Source organism: Salmonirosea aquatica (genome assembly GCF_009296315.1).
Classification (GTDB): Bacteria; Bacteroidota; Bacteroidia; order Cytophagales; family Spirosomataceae; genus Salmonirosea; species Salmonirosea aquatica.
Genome location: NZ_WHLY01000002.1, coordinates 3524646 through 3542461 on the forward strand (window position 1 = coordinate 3524646; position 17816 = coordinate 3542461).

Here is a 17816-nt window from a genome sequence, read left to right on the forward strand (position 1 = left end):
ACAAAAAACCAACAACCTCTTCTATGCTACGCAACTACCTCAAAATCGCCTGGCGGAATCTGCTGCACAGCAAGCTGTACTCAGGTATCAATATCGTGGGTCTGGCGGTGGGGCTGTCGGCCTGTATCGTCATCATGCTATTTGTAAACTACGAGAATGGCTATGACAAGATACATACCAAAAACCTCTACCGGCTCGACGAAGTGCAGAAGTTCGAGGGAATGGTGGCGCCGCAGAAAGTCGCGCTGTCGATGTACCCGATGGGTCCGACGCTGAAAGAAGAGTACCCGGAAGTAAAGAATTTTGTCAGGATCGACGACCAGAAAAACGTGATCCTGGCTTATAATCAGAAAAAGGTAGAACTGCCCGGTATTCTGTGGACGGATGCCAACTTCCTGGATATGTTCGATTTTCCTTTGCTCAAAGGCGAAAAATCCAGCGTACTGAGCGAGCCCAACACGATGGTACTAACACAGAAGAGCGCGGCGACTATCTTCGGTACTACCGATCCACTCGGGCAGACGGTCGCCTACTATGGCCGCGACACGCTGACTTTTAAAGTGACCGGAATTTTGGCTGATTTACCGCCCAATTCACATCTGCAATTCGATGCGCTTTTTTCGTTCAGCACGGTTACCACCCCCAATCATATGAATAACTGGGGAGGAAACTGGCTGGTGACCTACCTTGAATTGGAACAGGGTACCGACCTCGCCGCCCTGGAAAAGAAATTTCCGGCCTTTCTCGAAAAACACATGGGAGAAAATATGAAGTTCTACGAGTTGTTTCTGCAACCACTGGCTGAGGTGCACGCCAACTCGACCGACATCACGCACGACTATGTGAATTTCCAGAAATTCGACCGCAGCTATACCTACATTTTCTCGATCATCGCCCTCATCGTGCTGGTGATTGCCTGCGTCAACTTCATGAACCTGTCTACCGCACGCTCGACGGGCCGGGCCAAGGAGGTAGGTATTCGCAAGTCGGTCGGGGCGCAGCGCTTCCAGCTCGCCGGGCAGTTTGTCGGCGAATCGGTACTACTGGCATTTACCGCCTTGGTGCTGGCCGTGGGCTTGGTGAAACTCACGCTGCCCTACCTCAACCGCATGAGCGACCGTAGCTTGGATTTTGCCATTTTTACCGATCCCAAATTATTGCTCACAGTGCTGGCGGGTACGGTACTCATTGGTGTGTTTTCGGGCCTGTACCCGGCGGCGTACCTGTCGTCGTTTGAGGCCGCCAAGGTTTTAAAGGGCTCGATCCGTACGGGCAAAGGTACCTTCCGCAACGCCTTAGTGGTAGCACAGTTCAGCTGCGCGATATTCCTGATCATCGGTACCGGATTTGCTCTGAAACAGTTGCACTTCATGCAGGACAAAGATCCGGGCTTCCAGACCGATCAGGTCGTGATCGTTCCGCTCGATGCCAAATCGGGGCCTAAGTACGAATCCCTGAAAAAAGAGCTTTTGTCTAATTCGATGATCGAGGCCGTGTCGGGTTCGCACCAGCGACTAGGCAACAATTTTCACCAGACCGGGGTGATCTTTCAAGGAGAAGGCCCCTCAGAGAATTGACTTCTTCGCAGGTGGTGGTGGATCCTGACTACCTTACGCTTTACAAAATAAAGCTGGTGGCCGGGCGCAATTTTCAGGACAATGCGGCCGACAATGGCCGGACCTACATCATCAATGAATCACTGGCTAAAGAATTGGTGAAGGATCAGCCTACGCAGCAGATCGCCTCATTGGTTGGAAAGTCGTTTGCCTTTGGGGGGTTTGATTCGCTGGGTACCATTGTCGGCATTGCGAAGGATTTCAATTTCAATTCACTCCACCACAAGATCGAAACCCTATGCCTGTTCAATCAGAAAGATTGGGGCTATGCGGAAATGTCGATCCGAATCAAAGGTAAGGATTCCAAACAGGCCATTGCGGCCATCAAGCGTATCTGGAACGGGCAGGTACCCGAGCAGACCTTTGCTTATACTTTCCTCGATGAGCACTTTGCAGACCTTTACCGGGCCGATGGCCAGGTCAGCGAAATCGTGGGCATTCTGGCAGGGTTGGCCGTATTCATCTCGGCTCTCGGACTGTTTGGATTGGCGACCTATTCGGCCGAGCGACGGGTGAAGGAAATTGGGGTACGCAAGGTACTGGGGGCGTCGGTGGCCGGCATCGTCGGGCTGCTGTCAAGAGACTTTCTTAAACTGGTGATTTTGGCTATCCTCATTGCTACGCCAATCGCCTGGCTGGCAGTAAGTTCATGGCTGCAGGACTTCGCCTACCGCATCGACATCGACGCCTGGATGTTTGTGGTGGCGGGGCTATTGGCCATAGTTGTCGCCCAGTTGACGGTGAGTTTCCAAAGTATCAAAGCGGCATTGATGAATCCGGTGAAGAGCCTTCGATCGGAATAATGAATCGAGAGCTTCTCCACAACCCTTAAAAAATACCTGACCATGATCCGGAACTACCTCAAAATCGCCTGGCGGAACCTCCGCAAGCATTCCTTCTATTCCTTCCTGAATATCTTCGGTCTGTCGCTGGGACTGGCCAGTTGCCTGCTCATTACGCTGTACGTCGTAGATGAGCTGAGCTACGACCAGCCTTATGAAAACGTTGACCGAATCTACCGGATCAATGCCGACCTGAAATTTGGCGGGCCTGAAATGAGGCTGGCCGTGGCACCCGATCCCATGGCCTTCACGCTCAAAAAAGACTACCCCCAGGTAGAAGCCGTGGCCCGGCTACGCGAAAACGGCAGCTACCTGGTCCGTCGTAACGAGCAGGCCGAAAATCTGAAAGAGGACCAGGTGGTGTTCGCGGATTCCACTTTCTTCTCGGTGTTTTCTATTCCCCTCGTCGAGGGGAACCCGGCTACGGCGCTCACTGAGCCCAATACCCTGGTCTTGTCCGAGCGGGATGCCGCAAAGTATTTCGGGGCAGAGAGTCCCTTGGGCAAAACCCTGCTGCTCGACAACGAACTGACCTACCGTGTGACGGGTGTGATGGAGAATCTGCCCGCCAACTCCCACCTGAGTGACCTGAACATGCTGCTGTCGATGGCATCCAGAGAAGAGAGCCGGGAGAACAGCTGGGGGAGCCACAACTTCGTTACCTACCTGCGGTTGCGGGAAGGGACGGATGCCCTTCAGTTTGAGAAGAACTTCGATACCCTGCTGGAAAAATATACCGCGCCCTGGGTGAAATCCATCATGGGCGCCACCATGGAGGATCTGGAAAAATCCGGCAACTACCTGCGCTACTCGCTGATACCCGTCCGGGACATTCACCTGTACTCCGACCGCCTGGCCGAAATCAGCGTCAACGGTAATATCCAGTACGTATATATTTTTTCAGTGGTGGCGTTATTCCTGCTGTTGATCGCCTGCGTCAATTTCATGAATCTGGCCACAGCCCGCTCGGCCAACCGGGCCCGTGAGGTGGGTGTTCGCAAGGCGCTGGGATCGGAGCGTTCGTCGCTGGTGGCGCAGTTCCTGACCGAATCCTTACTGCTGGGGTACATCTCGCTGGGGCTGGCTCTGCTCATCGCTTTTGTAGCAATGCCTTTTTTCAACGACCTGTCGGGCAAGCAGATGCACGTTCCCGTGGAGAACGGGATATTCTGGGGGGCACTATTGCTGACGGGGGGCGTGGTAGGTCTGCTGGCCGGAAGCTATCCGGCTTTCTTCCTGTCAGGTTTCAAGGCTATTAGGGTACTCAAGGGTACCCTGGCCACCGAGGGCAAGGGAGGATATCTGCGTAACACCCTCGTGGTGTTCCAGTTTGTCATATCAGTGATGCTGATCATCGGGACGATGATCATCTACCGGCAACTCAACTACATCCAGACCAAAACCCTGGGCTACGATAAGGAGCAGGTACTGCTTATCGACAATGCCTATGCGCTGGGTACCCAGACCGAGGCCTTCCGTCAAGAGATGCTGAAAAAGCCCGGTGTCGAGAATGCCACGGTATCGGGCTTCATGCCTACTCCGTCTTCCCGCACCGATAACCCCTTCTATCCCGAAGGACAGTCGATACAGGAAAAAAGTGTAGGCATGCAAAGTTGGCGCGTTGACTATGAGTATGTGAATACACTGGGAATTAAGCTGCTAAAAGGACGTGCTTTCAGTCGGGAATTCCCTTCGGATTCGTCGGCTATTCTGATCAATGAGGAAGCAGCCCGCCTGCTGGGCTATCAGGACCCGATCGGCAAACGGATCGCTACGCTGATCAACCCCGATGCTTCGAGCCAGCGGGTATACACCATCATCGGCGTCATCAAAAATTTTCATTACGAGTCCCTTCGCAAAAACATCGGAGCTCTCAACTTGGTGCTGGGCAAAAGTTCGGGAATGCTGGCGCTGCGCCTGACCAGCCGGGAGGCGCAGGGGACGGTTGAGCGTGCCGGGCAGCTCTGGAAGCAGATGGCCCCCGGGCAGCCCTTCGAGTACCGCTTCATGAACGATGACTTCGATGCCACCTACCGCGCGGAGGCGCGGGTGGGGAGCATCTTCATCACCTTCGCACTGCTGTCAATCCTGATTGGCTGTCTGGGGTTGTTCGGACTGGCCGCCTACACGGCGGAACGCCGTACCAAGGAGATCGGCGTACGCAAGGTGCTGGGGGCGTCGGTTGGCAACATTGTCACCATGCTTTCGTTGGATTTCCTCAAATTGGTGGGAGTAGCCATCCTGGTAGCGTCGCCCATCGCCTGGTACGGTATGGATGCCTGGCTGAGCAACTTTGCTTACCGAATTGACATCCAATGGTGGATGTTCGTGCTGGCCGGCGCACTAGCGGCCGGTATAGCCCTGCTGACCGTTAGTTTCCAGTCAATCAAGGCCGCGCTGATGAATCCGGTAAAGTCATTGCGGAGCGAATGAATTAAAAGGGCAATAGCTATTAGCCGATAGCTATTGCCCCAAAAACCAACCACGTATACTATGATCACCAACTATCTCAAAATAGCCTGGCGAACTTTTGTGAAAAACAAGGTGTATGCCGGGATCAACCTCATGGGACTGGCCATTGGGATAGCGGGAGCCATCATCGTATTCCAGTTGGTTACCTACCATCTGGGGATTGATCGGTACCATCATCTTTTTGACCGTACTTACCGGGTAGTTGTGGATCTGCATCTGGACGACGGCTCTGTTGAAAAAGAAAAGGGATCGGCCTTTATCCTGCACCAGACCCTGAAAAAGGAATTCAGCTCCGTAGAAAATACAACCTACCTGGCCCATAAGGAAGTAACCCTGGCGGTTGATCAGCGACAAAAAAAGGAGCGTTTTCTGGAAAAAGAAGCCGCCGGGTTTACCAATTCAGACTGGTTTGAGATCTTTGACTACGAATGGATTTCCGGTAAGCCGTCGTCCCTGGATGCGCCTAATCAGGTGGTTTTGACGGAGAAGTATGCCCGGAAGTACTTCGGGTCAGAAAATCCGATGGGAAAGTACCTTACCATCGACAATCAGGAAAATCTGCTGGTGGCGGGTTTATTGAAAGACCTACCCGAGGAGACCGATCAGCGAACCGAGGTTTTTATTTCGCTCCCTACGATCAAGACCCTCGTACCAAACTACGGCTACGAAGACTGGGGCTGGATCGACGCTAACCGCGAGACCTATATTACGCTCCACTCGGCGCAGGATCAGGCGGCCTTCGAAAAGCAGATGCCCGCCTTTGCCAAAAAATACTACGGCGAAATCGGAAATGTTTTCTGGTACCATTTGCAGCCGCTTTCGGAGGTGCATTTTGATCTCGACTACGGCGGAAAAATCAAGTACAGTACAATCGTGATGCTGGCCACGGTAGGGCTGCTGCTGATTTTCATTGCCTGTTTCAACTTCATCAACCTCACCACGGCACAATCACTCAAAAGGAGCAAGGAGGTAGGAGTACAGAAAATATTAGGCGTTTCGCAGCGGCAGATTTTCTGGTTTTTTATCCAGGAAACTGCTTTGTATACCTTGTGTGCCTGTGTACTGGCCCTGCTGATTGCCTACCCCACCACGTCCCTGCTTCGGGAATGGATGAACATAGGCATCCCCGATCTGAAGGTATTCAGCTCCACCTTCCTCCTGTTCATCGGACTGCTTTTCCTGCTGGTCACGTTACTGGCGGGGCTTTATCCCGCTTCGGTCATTTCAAACTTCAATCCGTTGCGGGCCATCAAGGGAGTCAGTTTGCCTACCGACCGAAGTTGGTTTTCCGTAAGGAAAGGCCTGGTCATTGCGCAATTCAGTATATCCTTCGTGCTGATTGCGGTAGCTACGGTGATTATCCTCCAACTCCGGTACATCCGCGAGAAGGATATGGGTATGCAGAAAGATCTGATTCTGCATGTCAGCCTTCCGAATACCGAAAACCGCCAACTGGCCGCGCTGGCGCGCGAATTCAACCAACTACCAGAGGTGGAAACCGTATCGTTTTTCCGAACGCCTCCTTCCTCACAGATCGGTAGCGGGGGTAGCATCAAGTTTGAAAACCGGGACTGGGAAAAGTTTGTGGCCCGCTCAAAAATCGCAGACAATCACTATCTGGAAACGTACGGCCTCAAGCTGGTGGCGGGCCGGAATATAGCCCCTTCCGACACTTTGAAAGAGCTACTGGTGAATGAAAAGCTGGTGAAAGACCTGGGACTGAAATCGTCGCAGGAAGCCCTCAATCGAAAGCTCCTGGTAGGTGACATCGGAAAAACGGGTACCATTGTGGGGGTACTTTCTGATTTCAACAATGCCGATTTGTATTCGGGCATCGAGCCTACCGTGGTTTTCTCCACGCAGCGGCTCTACCGCCACGCGGCCCTCCGATTGAATCGTCTGCAGGCTTCCACTTTGCAAAAGGTTAGCAAGATATGGCAAAGTCAGTTCCCTGAAAACGTCTTCGAACACAGCTTCTACGACGAGGAAATTGCCCGGTTCTACCAACGCGAAGAACTGGCCTCCCAACTCACTGTGACTTTTGCCCTGCTTTCCATTTTTCTGTCCTGCCTGGGGCTGTTTGGCCTGGCCCTGTTTTCCACCGAGCAGCGCACCAAGGAAATCGGCATCCGAAAGGTACTGGGAGCGTCGGTGATGAGCATCACGGCCATGCTGTCGAAGGATTTCCTGCAACTCGTAGTGATCGCCAGCGTTGTGGCCAGCCCGGTAGCCTACTATTTCATGCACCAATGGCTGGCTGATTTTGCCTTTAAAGTGGATGTAAGCGCGTGGATATTTCTGCTGGCAGCAGGCTTTTCCAGCGGTATTGCCTTGATCACGATCAGTTTTCAATCCATCAAAGCCGCACTGATGAACCCGGTGAAGAGTTTGCGATCAGAGTGACCAAAAGTAGTAGGGGATAGGGTACCCCATGACCTCCTTTTTTGAATATTTCTAAACCATCTACCAAAGAAAGCCATGCTAAGCAGCTACGTAAAAATCGCCCTCCGAATCTTTAAAAAAGATAAGACATTCTCGGCCATTAATCTCGTGGGCCTTGCCACGGGCCTTGCCGTGGCTTTGCTGATTATCCAGTACGTGCGCTTTGAGCTGAGTTACGAAAACACCCACCCGCTGGCCGACCGCATCGTGCGCCTCACGATGGACTTTATGAACGGCAACACGGTGGATGCGCAGGATACCGAGACCAATCCGCCGGTAGGGCCCAAAGCCATGCGTGAAATGCCTGAGGTAGTTAACTACACCCGCGCCTATCCTTTTGGGGAACCCAATATAACTATACAGATTGGCGAAAATTTCTACCTGGTCGAGAAAGTCTTCGCCGTCGATTCCTCCTTCTTTTCCATGTTCAATTACCCTTTGATTCGGGGAAACAGGAAAGGGATCATGACCAAAACCCGGCAGGTCGTTCTGACGGAAAGCATGGCTACAAAGTACTTCAACACGCTGGATGTATTGGGTAAAACTGTAAAAATTCCGAAGCCAGATGGAGGTGCCCTGGTGCTGGAGGTTGTGGGAGTGGTACCGGACAGCCCGGCCAATACGCATCTAAAATTCGATATGCTTTTCTCCTACCCGACCATGCTTTCGGACATGGGTGAAACGGAGGATAACTGGAACGGGAACAATACCCTCACCTACCTGGAACTGGCCGAAAATGCCGACTACGATGCTTTTACAAAATCGCTGGTAGCGTTCAATGAGCGCATGATCAAGGACGAAATCATAAAAAACAGGCGGGTCATTGGCCAAAAAATCAGCGACATTCACCTCTATTCTCACAAAAACTTCGAAACCGAACCCAACGGCGACGCTAAATCGGTGTTCTTTCTGCTGGGCGTGGCCTTTCTGGTTTTGATCAGCGCCTTCGTCAACTACGTCAATCTCACGACCTCCAAGGCTCTGGACCGCGCCCGCGAAATCGGGATGCGCAAGGTAGTCGGCTCGACCCAAACCCAGATCCGAACCCAGATTTTTACCGAAACGGTGCTCATGAATCTCGCGGCAGGACTTCTTGCCGTGGCCCTGATCGGCCTGGTCCGCCCGTTGTTCCTCGAAGTAGCCGGATTGCCTGAGGATTTTCCGGTTTTTGGGGATCTGTTTTTCTGGCAAAGTCTGGGAGCGTTTCTGTTGCTAAGTATTGTGGTTTCCGGCTTGTACCCAGCTTTCGTGCTCTCCTCCTTCGAGCCGGTCAGGGTACTTAAGGGTACCTTCTCGCGCTCCACTCAGGGCGTGGTACTTCGCAAGGCGCTGGTGGTTTTTCAGTTTACCATCACCATCGTTTTGCTGGTGCAAACGTTCACCGTTTACCGGCAGGTCCATTTTCTACGGGATCAAAACCTGGGTGTGAATGTGGAGCGTACTCTGGTGGTGAAAGCGCCCGTGGGTAATACTGCGCAGAAAGAGTACGGTACCTTCCGGCAGGCCTTGCTGGCGCAGTCGCAGGTCGAGGCGGTGTCGCTTTCGGGTACCGTACCGGGCCTGGGAATCACCCAGTTGAGTACCACAACGAGCATCAACCTGTCCGATGCCGCCGAGAAAAACTCCTATAATTTCTATCTGACCAATATTGACAGTTCTTTCGTAGACCTGATGGGCATCAAGCTACTGGCGGGAAAAAACTACGATGCCACCTCCTGGCCCGTTTTTTCGGACACCACCAAACGGGATGAGGTACTGGTCAATGAAGAGGCCCTGCGGCTGTGGGGAATTCCTACGCCGCAGGAAGCGGTAGGCCGTGAACTGAGTTTCTGGGGCAGGCAATGGACCATCCGTGGGGTACTCAAAAACTACCATTACGAATCGCCCAAGGCCGCTTATATCCCCATGATCCATTTCTATTCGCCCAACTTCGATTCATTTGCCAGTGTGAAGTTTTCGGGAGGCAATGCCAGTGAGCAGCTCGCGACCTTGAAAAAAGTGTACAAATCCAATTTCCCCTATTCTCCGTTCAGCTACTTTTTCCTGGATAGCGAATACGACAAGCAGTACAAAGCCGACGACCGCTTTCAGCAGGTATTCAGCGCTCTGACGGGCTTCGCGATTCTGATTTCCTGTCTGGGTCTGTTCGGCCTGGCGACCTTCACCGTCTCGAAACGTACCAAGGAAATCGGCATCCGCAAAGTGATCGGTGCCAGTACTACCAACCTGATGATTCTGCTGTCGAAGGATTTTATGAAAACGGTGCTGATGGCCGTGGTCATCGGCATCCCGATCACCTACTTTCTGGTCGAGAACTGGCTGGCCAACTACGCATCGCATATTGCGCTGAGTTGGTGGCTTTTCGCCGCGCCGGCCGCGCTGGTATTTGTGCTGGTGATCGTTTCGATCAGTGGTAAAACCATTGCCACCGCGCTTATGAATCCGGTGAAGAGTTTGCGATCAGAGTAATTAAAAGCGAATGGGGAGAGAGCAAGGTACCTCGCCACCGATTTTTTCAAATAGTACTAAACCAAAAACCTAAGAAAGCCATGTTAAGCAGCTACGTAAAAATCGCCCTTCGTATTTTTAAGAAAGACAAAACCTTCACTGCGATCAACCTCGTGGGCCTGGCTACGGGCCTGGCCGTGGCCCTATTGATTATCCAGTACGTGCGCTTCGAGCTGAGTTACGAGAACACCCACCCACTGGCCGACCGCGTCGTCCGGCTCACGATCGACTACATGAACGGAGGATCGGTGAATGCGCAGGATACGGAGAGCTACCCGCCGCTGGGACCCACCGCCCTGCGCGAAATGCCCGAAGTGGTCAACTATACCCGTGCTTATCCTTTTGGCGAACCCAGTGTGACAGTGCAGATCGGGGAAAACTATTATTTGATGGAGAAAGTCTTCGCGGTGGATTCTTCCTTCTTTTCCCTTTTCAACTACCCCCTGGTTCGGGGAGATAAGAAAGGCATTATGACCAAAACCCGACAGGCGGTCCTGACGGAAACCATGGCCCTGAAGTACTTCAACACGCTGGACGTGCTGGGTAGGACCATAAAATTGCCCAAATCAGAAGGAGCAGTGGTGTTGGAAATAGTGGGGGTGGTACCTGATAGCCCGGCCAATACGCACCTGAAATTTGACATGCTTTTTTCGTACCCGACCATGCTTTCGGATTTTGGCGAAAAAGAAGATAATTGGAACGGCAACAATACCCTTACCTACCTCGAACTGGCCGAAAACGTGGATTATGGGCAATTCACGAAGTCACTGGCGGCTTTCAGTAAGCGTCTGGAAAATGAAAAGAAAATAAAAAACGAACAGGTGATCGGACAAAAAATCGGCGACATCCACCTCTATTCCCACAAAACCTTTGAGACCGAACCCAACGGCGACGCCAAATCGGTATTCTTCCTGCTGGGAGTAGCGTTTCTGGTGCTAATCAGCGCCTTCGTCAACTACGTAAACCTCACAACTTCCAAGGCCCTCGACCGCGCCCGCGAAATCGGGATGAGGAAAGTGGTTGGCTCGACGCAAACCCAGATCCGAACCCAGATTTTTACCGAAACGGTACTCATGAATCTCGCGGCTGGACTTTTTGCCGTGATCCTGGTCGGCCTGGTCCGTCCCTTGTTCCTCGAAGTAGCCGGACTACCCGTGGACTTTCCGGTCTTCGGCGATCTGTTTTTCTGGCAAAGTCTGGGAGCGTTTCTGCTGCTGAGCATTGTGCTTTCCGGCTTGTACCCGGCGTTCGTATTGTCTTCCTTCGAGCCGGTCAGGGTACTCAAGGGTACCTTCTCGCGCTCCACTCAGGGCGTGGTACTTCGGAAGGCGCTGGTGGTTTTTCAGTTCACCATCACCATCGTTTTGCTGGTGCAGACTTTCACCGTCTACCGGCAGGTCCATTTCCTGCGGAACCAGAACCTGGGGGTGAATGTGGACCGCACCCTGGTGGTGAAGGCGCCTGTAGGCAATGATGCGCAGAAAGAATACGGTACCTTCCGGCAGGCGCTACTGGCGCAGTCGCAGGTAGAGGCCGTTTCGCTTTCGGGTACCGTGCCGGGCATGGGAATCACCCAAATGAGTACCACGACGGGAATCAACCTGTCCGATGCCGCCGAGAAAAACTCCTATAATTTCTATCTGACCAATATTGACAGTTCTTTCGTAGACCTGATGGGCATCAAGCTACTGGCGGGAAAAAACTACGATGCCACCTCCTGGCCCGTTTTTTCGGACACCACCAAACGGGATGAGGTACTGGTCAATGAAGAGGCCCTGCGGCTGTGGGGAATTCCTACGCCGCAGGAAGCGGTAGGCCGTGAACTGAGTTTCTGGGGCAGGCAATGGACCATCCGTGGGGTACTCAAAAACTACCATTACGAATCGCCCAAGGCCGCTTATATCCCCATGATCCATTTCTATTCGCCCAACTTCGATTCATTTGCCAGTGTGAAGTTTTCGGGAGGCAATGCCAGTGAGCAGCTCGCGACCTTGAAAAAAGTGTACAAATCCAATTTCCCCTATTCTCCGTTCAGCTACTTTTTCCTGGATAGCGAATACGACAAGCAGTACAAAGCCGACGACCGCTTTCAGCAGGTATTCAGCGCTCTGACGGGCTTCGCGATTCTGATTTCCTGTCTGGGTCTGTTCGGCCTGGCGACCTTCACCGTCTCGAAACGTACCAAGGAAATCGGCATCCGCAAAGTGATCGGTGCCAGTACTACCAACCTGATGGTTTTGCTGTCGCAGGACTTTATGAAAACAGTGCTGATGGCCGTGGTCATCGGCATCCCGATCACCTACTTTCTGGTCGAGAACTGGCTGGCCAACTACGCCTCGCACATTGCGCTGAGCTGGTGGCTCTTTGCAGCGCCCGCCGCGCTGGTATTTGTGCTGGTGATCGTTTCGATCAGTGGGAAAACCATTGCTACCGCCCTGATGAATCCGGTGAAGTCGCTAAGGAGCGAGTAATGTCATGTCGAGTGGAAACACCTAAACACAAGGTGAAAGGTTTAAAGGTGAATGGGGAACCTGTGTTTTTGGATTTCCTCTTGTAAGCCATTGATCGTTCACCCTTAACCTTTTAACCCAAAAATAATCATGCTTACGAACTATCTCAAAATCGCTTGGCGCAACCTGACCAAACACAAAGCATTTGGGGCCATCAACATTGTTGGCGTGGCCGTTGGGCTGGCTTGTTTTCTTCTGATCGCCCTGTATGTCAAGGACGAGCTGGCCTATGATCGCTATAATGCCCATGCCGATCGGGTGTACCGTGTCACCCGTACCTTCTTGTCATCAGATGGGGTACCTTCACTGCGACTGGCGCAGGCCGCGCCACCCTTCGGCCCCCTCATTGAGCAGGATTTTCCGGAAGCCGAAGAGGTAGTACGTACCCTCGAAACGAATGGTCTGTTGCGGTACGGTGAGCACCAATTCGATGAGCAGGATATGTACTTTGCCGAAGATAACTTGTTCAAAGTATTCAGTTTTGACCTGGTCAGCGGCAATCCTGCCAATGCGCTGACCAACCCGGCCTCCATCCTGTTCTCCCGCCCGATGGCCGAGAAATACTTTGGTCAAGAAAATCCGATCGGTAAGACGGTCCGCCTCGAAAACCAGTTCGACCTGACCGTAACGGGGGTGTACGAGCCGCTGCCCGCGCAGTCGCATTTTCATCCCAATTTCCTGGTTTCGTTTTCGTCGCTGAACGATCCGCGGGTGTACGGCGCCGAGGGGTTGCGTTCCAATTGGGGAAATAATTCTTTCAATACCTACCTGTTGCTGGCCGAAGGTACCGACCCGCAACGGCTGGAGAAGGCGTTTCCGGCGTTTCAGGACAAGCACGTACCGCCTCAGGAAGGCCGGATGCCCTCAACGTGGTCGGTGTTGAATCTGCAAAAACTGACTGACATTCATCTGTACTCGCACACCGATTCGGAGGTGGAACCCACGGGCGACATCAGCTACATCTACCTTTTTTCGGCTATTGGTCTTTTTATTCTGCTGATCGCCTGCATCAACTACATGAACCTGGCCACGGCTCGTTCGGCGGGGCGGGCTAAGGAGGTAGGTATGCGCAAAGTGGTGGGGGCCGTGCGTAGCCAACTCATCGGGCAGTTTCTGAGCGAATCACTGCTGCTGGTGACGCTTGCGCTGGGAATTGCCGTGCTGCTCGTGGTACTTTGTTTGCCCGCGCTTAACGACTTCACCCAAAAGCAACTGTCTTTTCAGCAGGTACTCGACCCCGTCTTTCTGACCATTTTGGTAAGTATTACCTTGCTGACAGGTCTGGTGGCGGGAAGTTATCCGGCTTTTTTCCTGACTTCCTTCCGGCCACTCGGGGTGTTGAAAGGACAGATCGCTTCCGCCATGCGCACCGGAAAGCTACGGCAGGTACTGGTGGTGGCGCAGTTTGCCATCGCCATTGCCCTGATCATCAGTACGATGGTAGTATACAATCAAATGAAGTACATTCAGAATTACCGCCTCGGCTACGCAAAGGACCAGGTACTGCTGCTGGGTGACGCGGGCGACTCGACCACCAATTACGAAGCGTTCAAGCAACAACTCATCCAGACCGGAGTCGTACGAGACATGGGCCGCTCGTCGCGGATTCCGTCGGGACGGCTGCTCGACTCGTACAATGGCCGCACCATGAGCGGCGATAGCATGGCACCGATCAACATCAATCTGCGGGCTCTGCGGGTGGACTATGATTTCATTCCGACGTATCAGATCGGGATGGCAGCCGGGCGCAATTTTTCCCGCGAATATGCCACCGATACGGCCATGATAGTACTGAACGAAACGGCGGCACGTCTGCTGGGCTGGACGCCCGAGCAGGCCATTGGCAAACCTTTTGAATACGGTCCCGCCAACGGGCAGGTGATCGGCGTGACGAAGGACTACCACTTCGAGTCGCTGCACCAGGAAGTATCAGCCATTGCTATGGTCCTGACCCCACGTCAGCTCAACTGGATCTCGGTACCTCTGGAAGGCAATATTCCTGCCGGTGTACAACGTGTAGAAGCCGTCTGGAAGCGCTTCTTCCCGGAGCGTCCTTTTGAATACCAGTTTCTGGATGAGCGTTTTGATCGTCTCTATGCCCGTGAGAATACCCAGCAATCGCTGTTTAGCATTTTTGCGGGCGTAGCCATCCTGATTTCCTGCCTGGGATTGTTCGGGCTGTCGATGTTCATGGCGGAGCAACGTACCAAAGAAATCGGCATCCGTAAGGTACTGGGTGCTTCGGAGGCGAGTCTGGTGGCGCTCTTTTCCAAAGATTTTATGAAACTGGTGGTTGTGGCGTTGGTGATTGCCTCGCCCATTGCCTGGTACGCCATGCACACCTGGCTCACGGGCTTTGCCTACCGTACCGATATCCATTGGTGGGTTTTTGTGCTTGCGGGTGGAATGACGGTGCTGATTGCGTTGCTGACGGTAAGTTTTCAGAGTGTGAAAGCCGCTTTGATGAATCCGGTGAAGTCGCTTCGGTCGGAGTAAGCTGGCTAGAATCGGGTAGGGGTACCTATTTAAAAACCTCCCGAAGATTCAACTCGATATTCATGGTCACGTCGCGAAGTTTTTCATGCCCATGAAAAAAGGTATAGTGGAAAGGATTGTCATATACCAGAATCGCCTGAAGGTCAGGTACCACAATCCAACAGGATTTTACACCAAAATAAAAATAGGGCTCCAGCTTACTGACCATATCTTTGGTGCTTTGGGAGGGGGATTGGATCTCAACGACCAACAAAGGAGCATCGGTCCGGCGGGAAGGATCATTTTTGTAATCCAGCTCACTTGCCGGATACAGTACCAAATCAGGGGTACTTCCGAAGGGGTGTGTATCCAGAGCAACCTCGCTGGCAATTCGGTACTGATTGGGATAGCTTACCGCAATATGAACAATCAGATTGGCTTGAATAGCTCCGTGAACAAGTGTAGGCATGGGTTTCCCTCTTTCGAGTTCGTAAGGTGAAAGTTCTTGGACGGGTACGGTTTCGACTGATGGTTCCATCATTTTTCCGGGTATAGTTTCTAACAAATATAACAAAATTCAAACGCCATGTTCGCCAATTCGCTTAAAATCGCCTTCCGCAGTCTTTGGAAAAATAAGGGGTATACATTCCTTAATACCGCCGGGCTGGCCCTGGGTATGGCGTGTAGTATTCTGGCCGCCCTGTGGACATACGATGAATTGACGTACGATCAATTCCACGAAAACTACAAGACGATTTATCAAGTAGGACGCAATTCGGAACGAGACGGAACCATCGTGACCAATAAGAATACACCCTACCCCCTGGCCGAAGGGCTGAAGCAAACCTACCCCGACATTGCCCGCGCCAGCCGCGTCACACATCCTGCCGAGCGACTGCTCGCCGCCGCCGATAAGAAAATCTATCAGGATGTGCTTCTGGTAGATCCGGACTTCCTGAAAATGTTTACATTTTCACTCAGCCAAGGTACCCCTGCTACGGCTTTGTCCGATCCCAGGTCGATTGTGTTGAGTCAGAAAACAGCTACTTCGTTGTTTGGAGAAGAGAATCCGCTCGGTAAAATCGTCAGCTTCAATAACCTGATCGACGTTAAAGTGACGGGCGTGCTGGCCGACATGCCGGCCAATTCTACCTTAAAATTCGATTGCGTTTTGCCCTACAGTCTTTATCCGATTATGGATGATTTTTACAAAACCCTGGATGACAACTGGGGCAACAATGTCGTCAGGACTTTTATAGAATTAAAACCTAAGGTCACGGCGGAGCGGGTAGTGGCGAAGATCGCGCCATTTCTGACCGCCAACGACGAAACGGTAAAGCAAACCCTCATGCTCCACGCCATGCCGGACTGGCGGTTGCGTGATAAGTTTGAGAATGGCAAAATTACGGGCGGAATGATCGACTACGTCCGCATATTCCTATGGGTGGCGGGTTTCGTACTGCTCATTGCCTGCATCAATTTCATGAACCTGAGCACCGCCCGATCAGAAAAGCGGGCCAGGGAGGTAGGTGTTCGCAAAGCCGTCGGCTCATCGCGCGGGCGATTGGTAGCGCGTTTTCTGGGGGAGTCGAATTTGCTGGCATTCCTGGGTTTTGCTTTGGCCGTTTTGTTGGTAGTGCTTTTGCTTCCCTGGTTCAACCAGCTGACCGACAAGGAGATTTCACTGCCTTATACCCAGCCCGTAGCCTGGCTGATCGGCCTGGGCATTACCTTGCTTACGGGCATGGCGGCGGGGCTGTACCCGGCCTTGTATCTGTCTTCCTTCCAGCCCGTGCGGGCCTTGAAAAATGTAATACAGATTGGAAAAAGCGCGGGCGTTCCCCGGAAAGTGATGGTAGGTTTGCAGTTTACTATTTCCATTCTGCTTATTATCAGTGTATTGGTTATCGGCAGGCAGCTGCGCTACACGAAAGATCGTACGGTAGGCTATGATCGATCCAACCTTATCATGGCCGAATTTCCCGACCAACTCAGGCAAAAAGAGGAGGTACTCCGAAACGAACTCCTGAACTCGGGGTTTGTCAGTTCGGTAACGGGTACCCTGGCCCCGATGACCGAGATTTGGAATACGAATGGGGTGCGCTACGATGGCGACAAAAATACGACATTGGTGACCGTCAGTTCGGACTACGACTATGTGGAAACATTTGGGATCAAGTTGAAATCGGGACGTAGCTTTTCGCGTGATTTTGCCACCGATAGCTCGGCCGTATTGCTGAACGAATCGGCGGTGAAAGCCATGAATCTGAGCGAGCCGCTGGGGGTAAACATCGAGCACTGGGGAAAAACGTACCATGTGATCGGGGTGATCGACGACGTACTGATGGATTCCCCCTACGAGAACGTACGACCTACTGGGGTTTTCTTCGATCAGAAACATCTGTACACCTTGAACATCAGGTTCCGGGAAGGGGTAAACACGCGGGAAGCCCTGGCAGGTACCAAGGCCATTTATGAAAAATTAGCCCCGGCTTATCCTTTCGCCCACAAGTTTGTCGATGAAGAATATGATCGGAAGTTCGCCAGCGAAGAGCGAATCGGAAATCTGATCAATGCTTTTGCCTTACTCACTATTTTTATTTCCTGCCTTGGCTTGTTCGGCCTGGCGGCCTACACCGCCGAGCGCCGTACCAAGGAAATCGGCGTCCGCAAGGTACTGGGCGCGGATGTGTCCAGCATTGTCCTGATGCTTTCCAAAGAGTACGTGTACCTGATCGGCATCGCATCCCTACTGGCTGCTCCCGTGGCCTGGTATTTCCTGCACGACTGGCTGCAGAACTATGCCTACCGGATCGAGATTCCCTGGTGGATTTTTATCCTCTCAGGGGTGCTGGCGCTGGCGGTCGCCTTGTTGACGGTTTCGTTTCAGTCGGTGAGAGCCGCGCTGATGAATCCGGTGAAGAGTTTACGGAGCGAATGAACAAAAAGGC

At 52.6% G+C, this 17816-nt stretch carries 9 protein-coding genes; 8 read left to right on the forward strand and 1 reads right to left on the reverse strand.

What is annotated here, in order from left to right; genetic code table 11:
- Positions 1-23: 23 nt before the first annotated feature.
- The 7 genes from GBK04_RS30690 to GBK04_RS15840 all read left to right on the forward strand — a co-directional run bounded on the left by GBK04_RS30690 (position 24) and on the right by GBK04_RS15840 (position 14886).
- A complete protein-coding gene (locus tag GBK04_RS30690; protein WP_373331022.1) occupies positions 24-1577 on the forward strand; it encodes an ABC transporter permease in 1554 nt (517 codons plus the stop codon).
- The gene (locus tag GBK04_RS30695) at positions 1574-2419 is read left to right on the forward strand and encodes an ABC transporter permease (RefSeq protein WP_373331023.1); all 846 of its coding nucleotides are present in this window, start codon (positions 1574-1576) and stop codon (positions 2417-2419) included. The genes GBK04_RS30690 and GBK04_RS30695 overlap by 4 nt, the downstream gene beginning before the upstream one ends.
- Before the next feature lie 42 nt (positions 2420-2461).
- Entirely contained in the window at positions 2462-4891 is a 2430-nt protein-coding gene (locus tag GBK04_RS15820; protein ID WP_152761284.1) for an ABC transporter permease, read from the forward strand.
- Between the two features lie 60 nt (positions 4892-4951).
- Positions 4952-7333, forward strand: a complete 2382-nt coding sequence (locus GBK04_RS15825) for an ABC transporter permease (protein ID WP_152761286.1) — start codon at positions 4952-4954, stop codon at positions 7331-7333.
- 75 nt (positions 7334-7408) lie between these two features.
- Complete coding sequence (locus GBK04_RS15830; RefSeq protein WP_152761288.1) at positions 7409-9841, forward strand: ABC transporter permease; 2433 nt, start codon at positions 7409-7411, stop codon at positions 9839-9841.
- 80 nt (positions 9842-9921) lie between these two features.
- Entirely contained in the window at positions 9922-12351 is a 2430-nt protein-coding gene (locus GBK04_RS15835) for an ABC transporter permease (protein WP_152761290.1), read from the forward strand.
- 129 nt (positions 12352-12480) lie between these two features.
- A complete protein-coding gene (locus GBK04_RS15840; protein WP_152761292.1) occupies positions 12481-14886 on the forward strand; it encodes an ABC transporter permease in 2406 nt (801 codons plus the stop codon).
- A 25-nt stretch (positions 14887-14911) separates the two neighbouring features.
- Here GBK04_RS15840 and GBK04_RS15845 read toward each other — a convergent pair whose 3' ends face one another.
- Positions 14912-15406 (reverse strand): Uma2 family endonuclease, encoded by a 495-nt coding sequence (locus GBK04_RS15845; RefSeq protein ID WP_373331024.1) that lies wholly within the window; start codon positions 15404-15406, stop codon positions 14912-14914.
- A 45-nt stretch (positions 15407-15451) separates the two neighbouring features.
- On the opposite strand from GBK04_RS15845, the gene GBK04_RS15850 reads away from it, so the two are divergent.
- The gene (locus tag GBK04_RS15850) at positions 15452-17806 is read left to right on the forward strand and encodes an ABC transporter permease (RefSeq protein WP_152761296.1); all 2355 of its coding nucleotides are present in this window, start codon (positions 15452-15454) and stop codon (positions 17804-17806) included.
- Positions 17807-17816 lie beyond the last annotated feature (10 nt).

Coding starts and splice junctions, on each gene's coding strand:
- GBK04_RS15850 (WP_152761296.1), top strand. CDS start 15,452: ATGTTCGCCAATTCGCTTAAAATCGCCTTCCGCAGTCTTTGGAAAAAT.
- GBK04_RS15820 (WP_152761284.1), top strand. CDS start 2,462: ATGATCCGGAACTACCTCAAAATCGCCTGGCGGAACCTCCGCAAGCAT.
- GBK04_RS15835 (WP_152761290.1), top strand. CDS start 9,922: ATGTTAAGCAGCTACGTAAAAATCGCCCTTCGTATTTTTAAGAAAGAC.
- GBK04_RS30690 (WP_373331022.1), top strand. CDS start 24: ATGCTACGCAACTACCTCAAAATCGCCTGGCGGAATCTGCTGCACAGC.
- GBK04_RS15830 (WP_152761288.1), top strand. CDS start 7,409: ATGCTAAGCAGCTACGTAAAAATCGCCCTCCGAATCTTTAAAAAAGAT.
- GBK04_RS15840 (WP_152761292.1), top strand. CDS start 12,481: ATGCTTACGAACTATCTCAAAATCGCTTGGCGCAACCTGACCAAACAC.
- GBK04_RS15825 (WP_152761286.1), top strand. CDS start 4,952: ATGATCACCAACTATCTCAAAATAGCCTGGCGAACTTTTGTGAAAAAC.
- GBK04_RS15845 (WP_373331024.1), bottom strand. CDS start 15,406: ATGATGGAACCATCAGTCGAAACCGTACCCGTCCAAGAACTTTCACCT.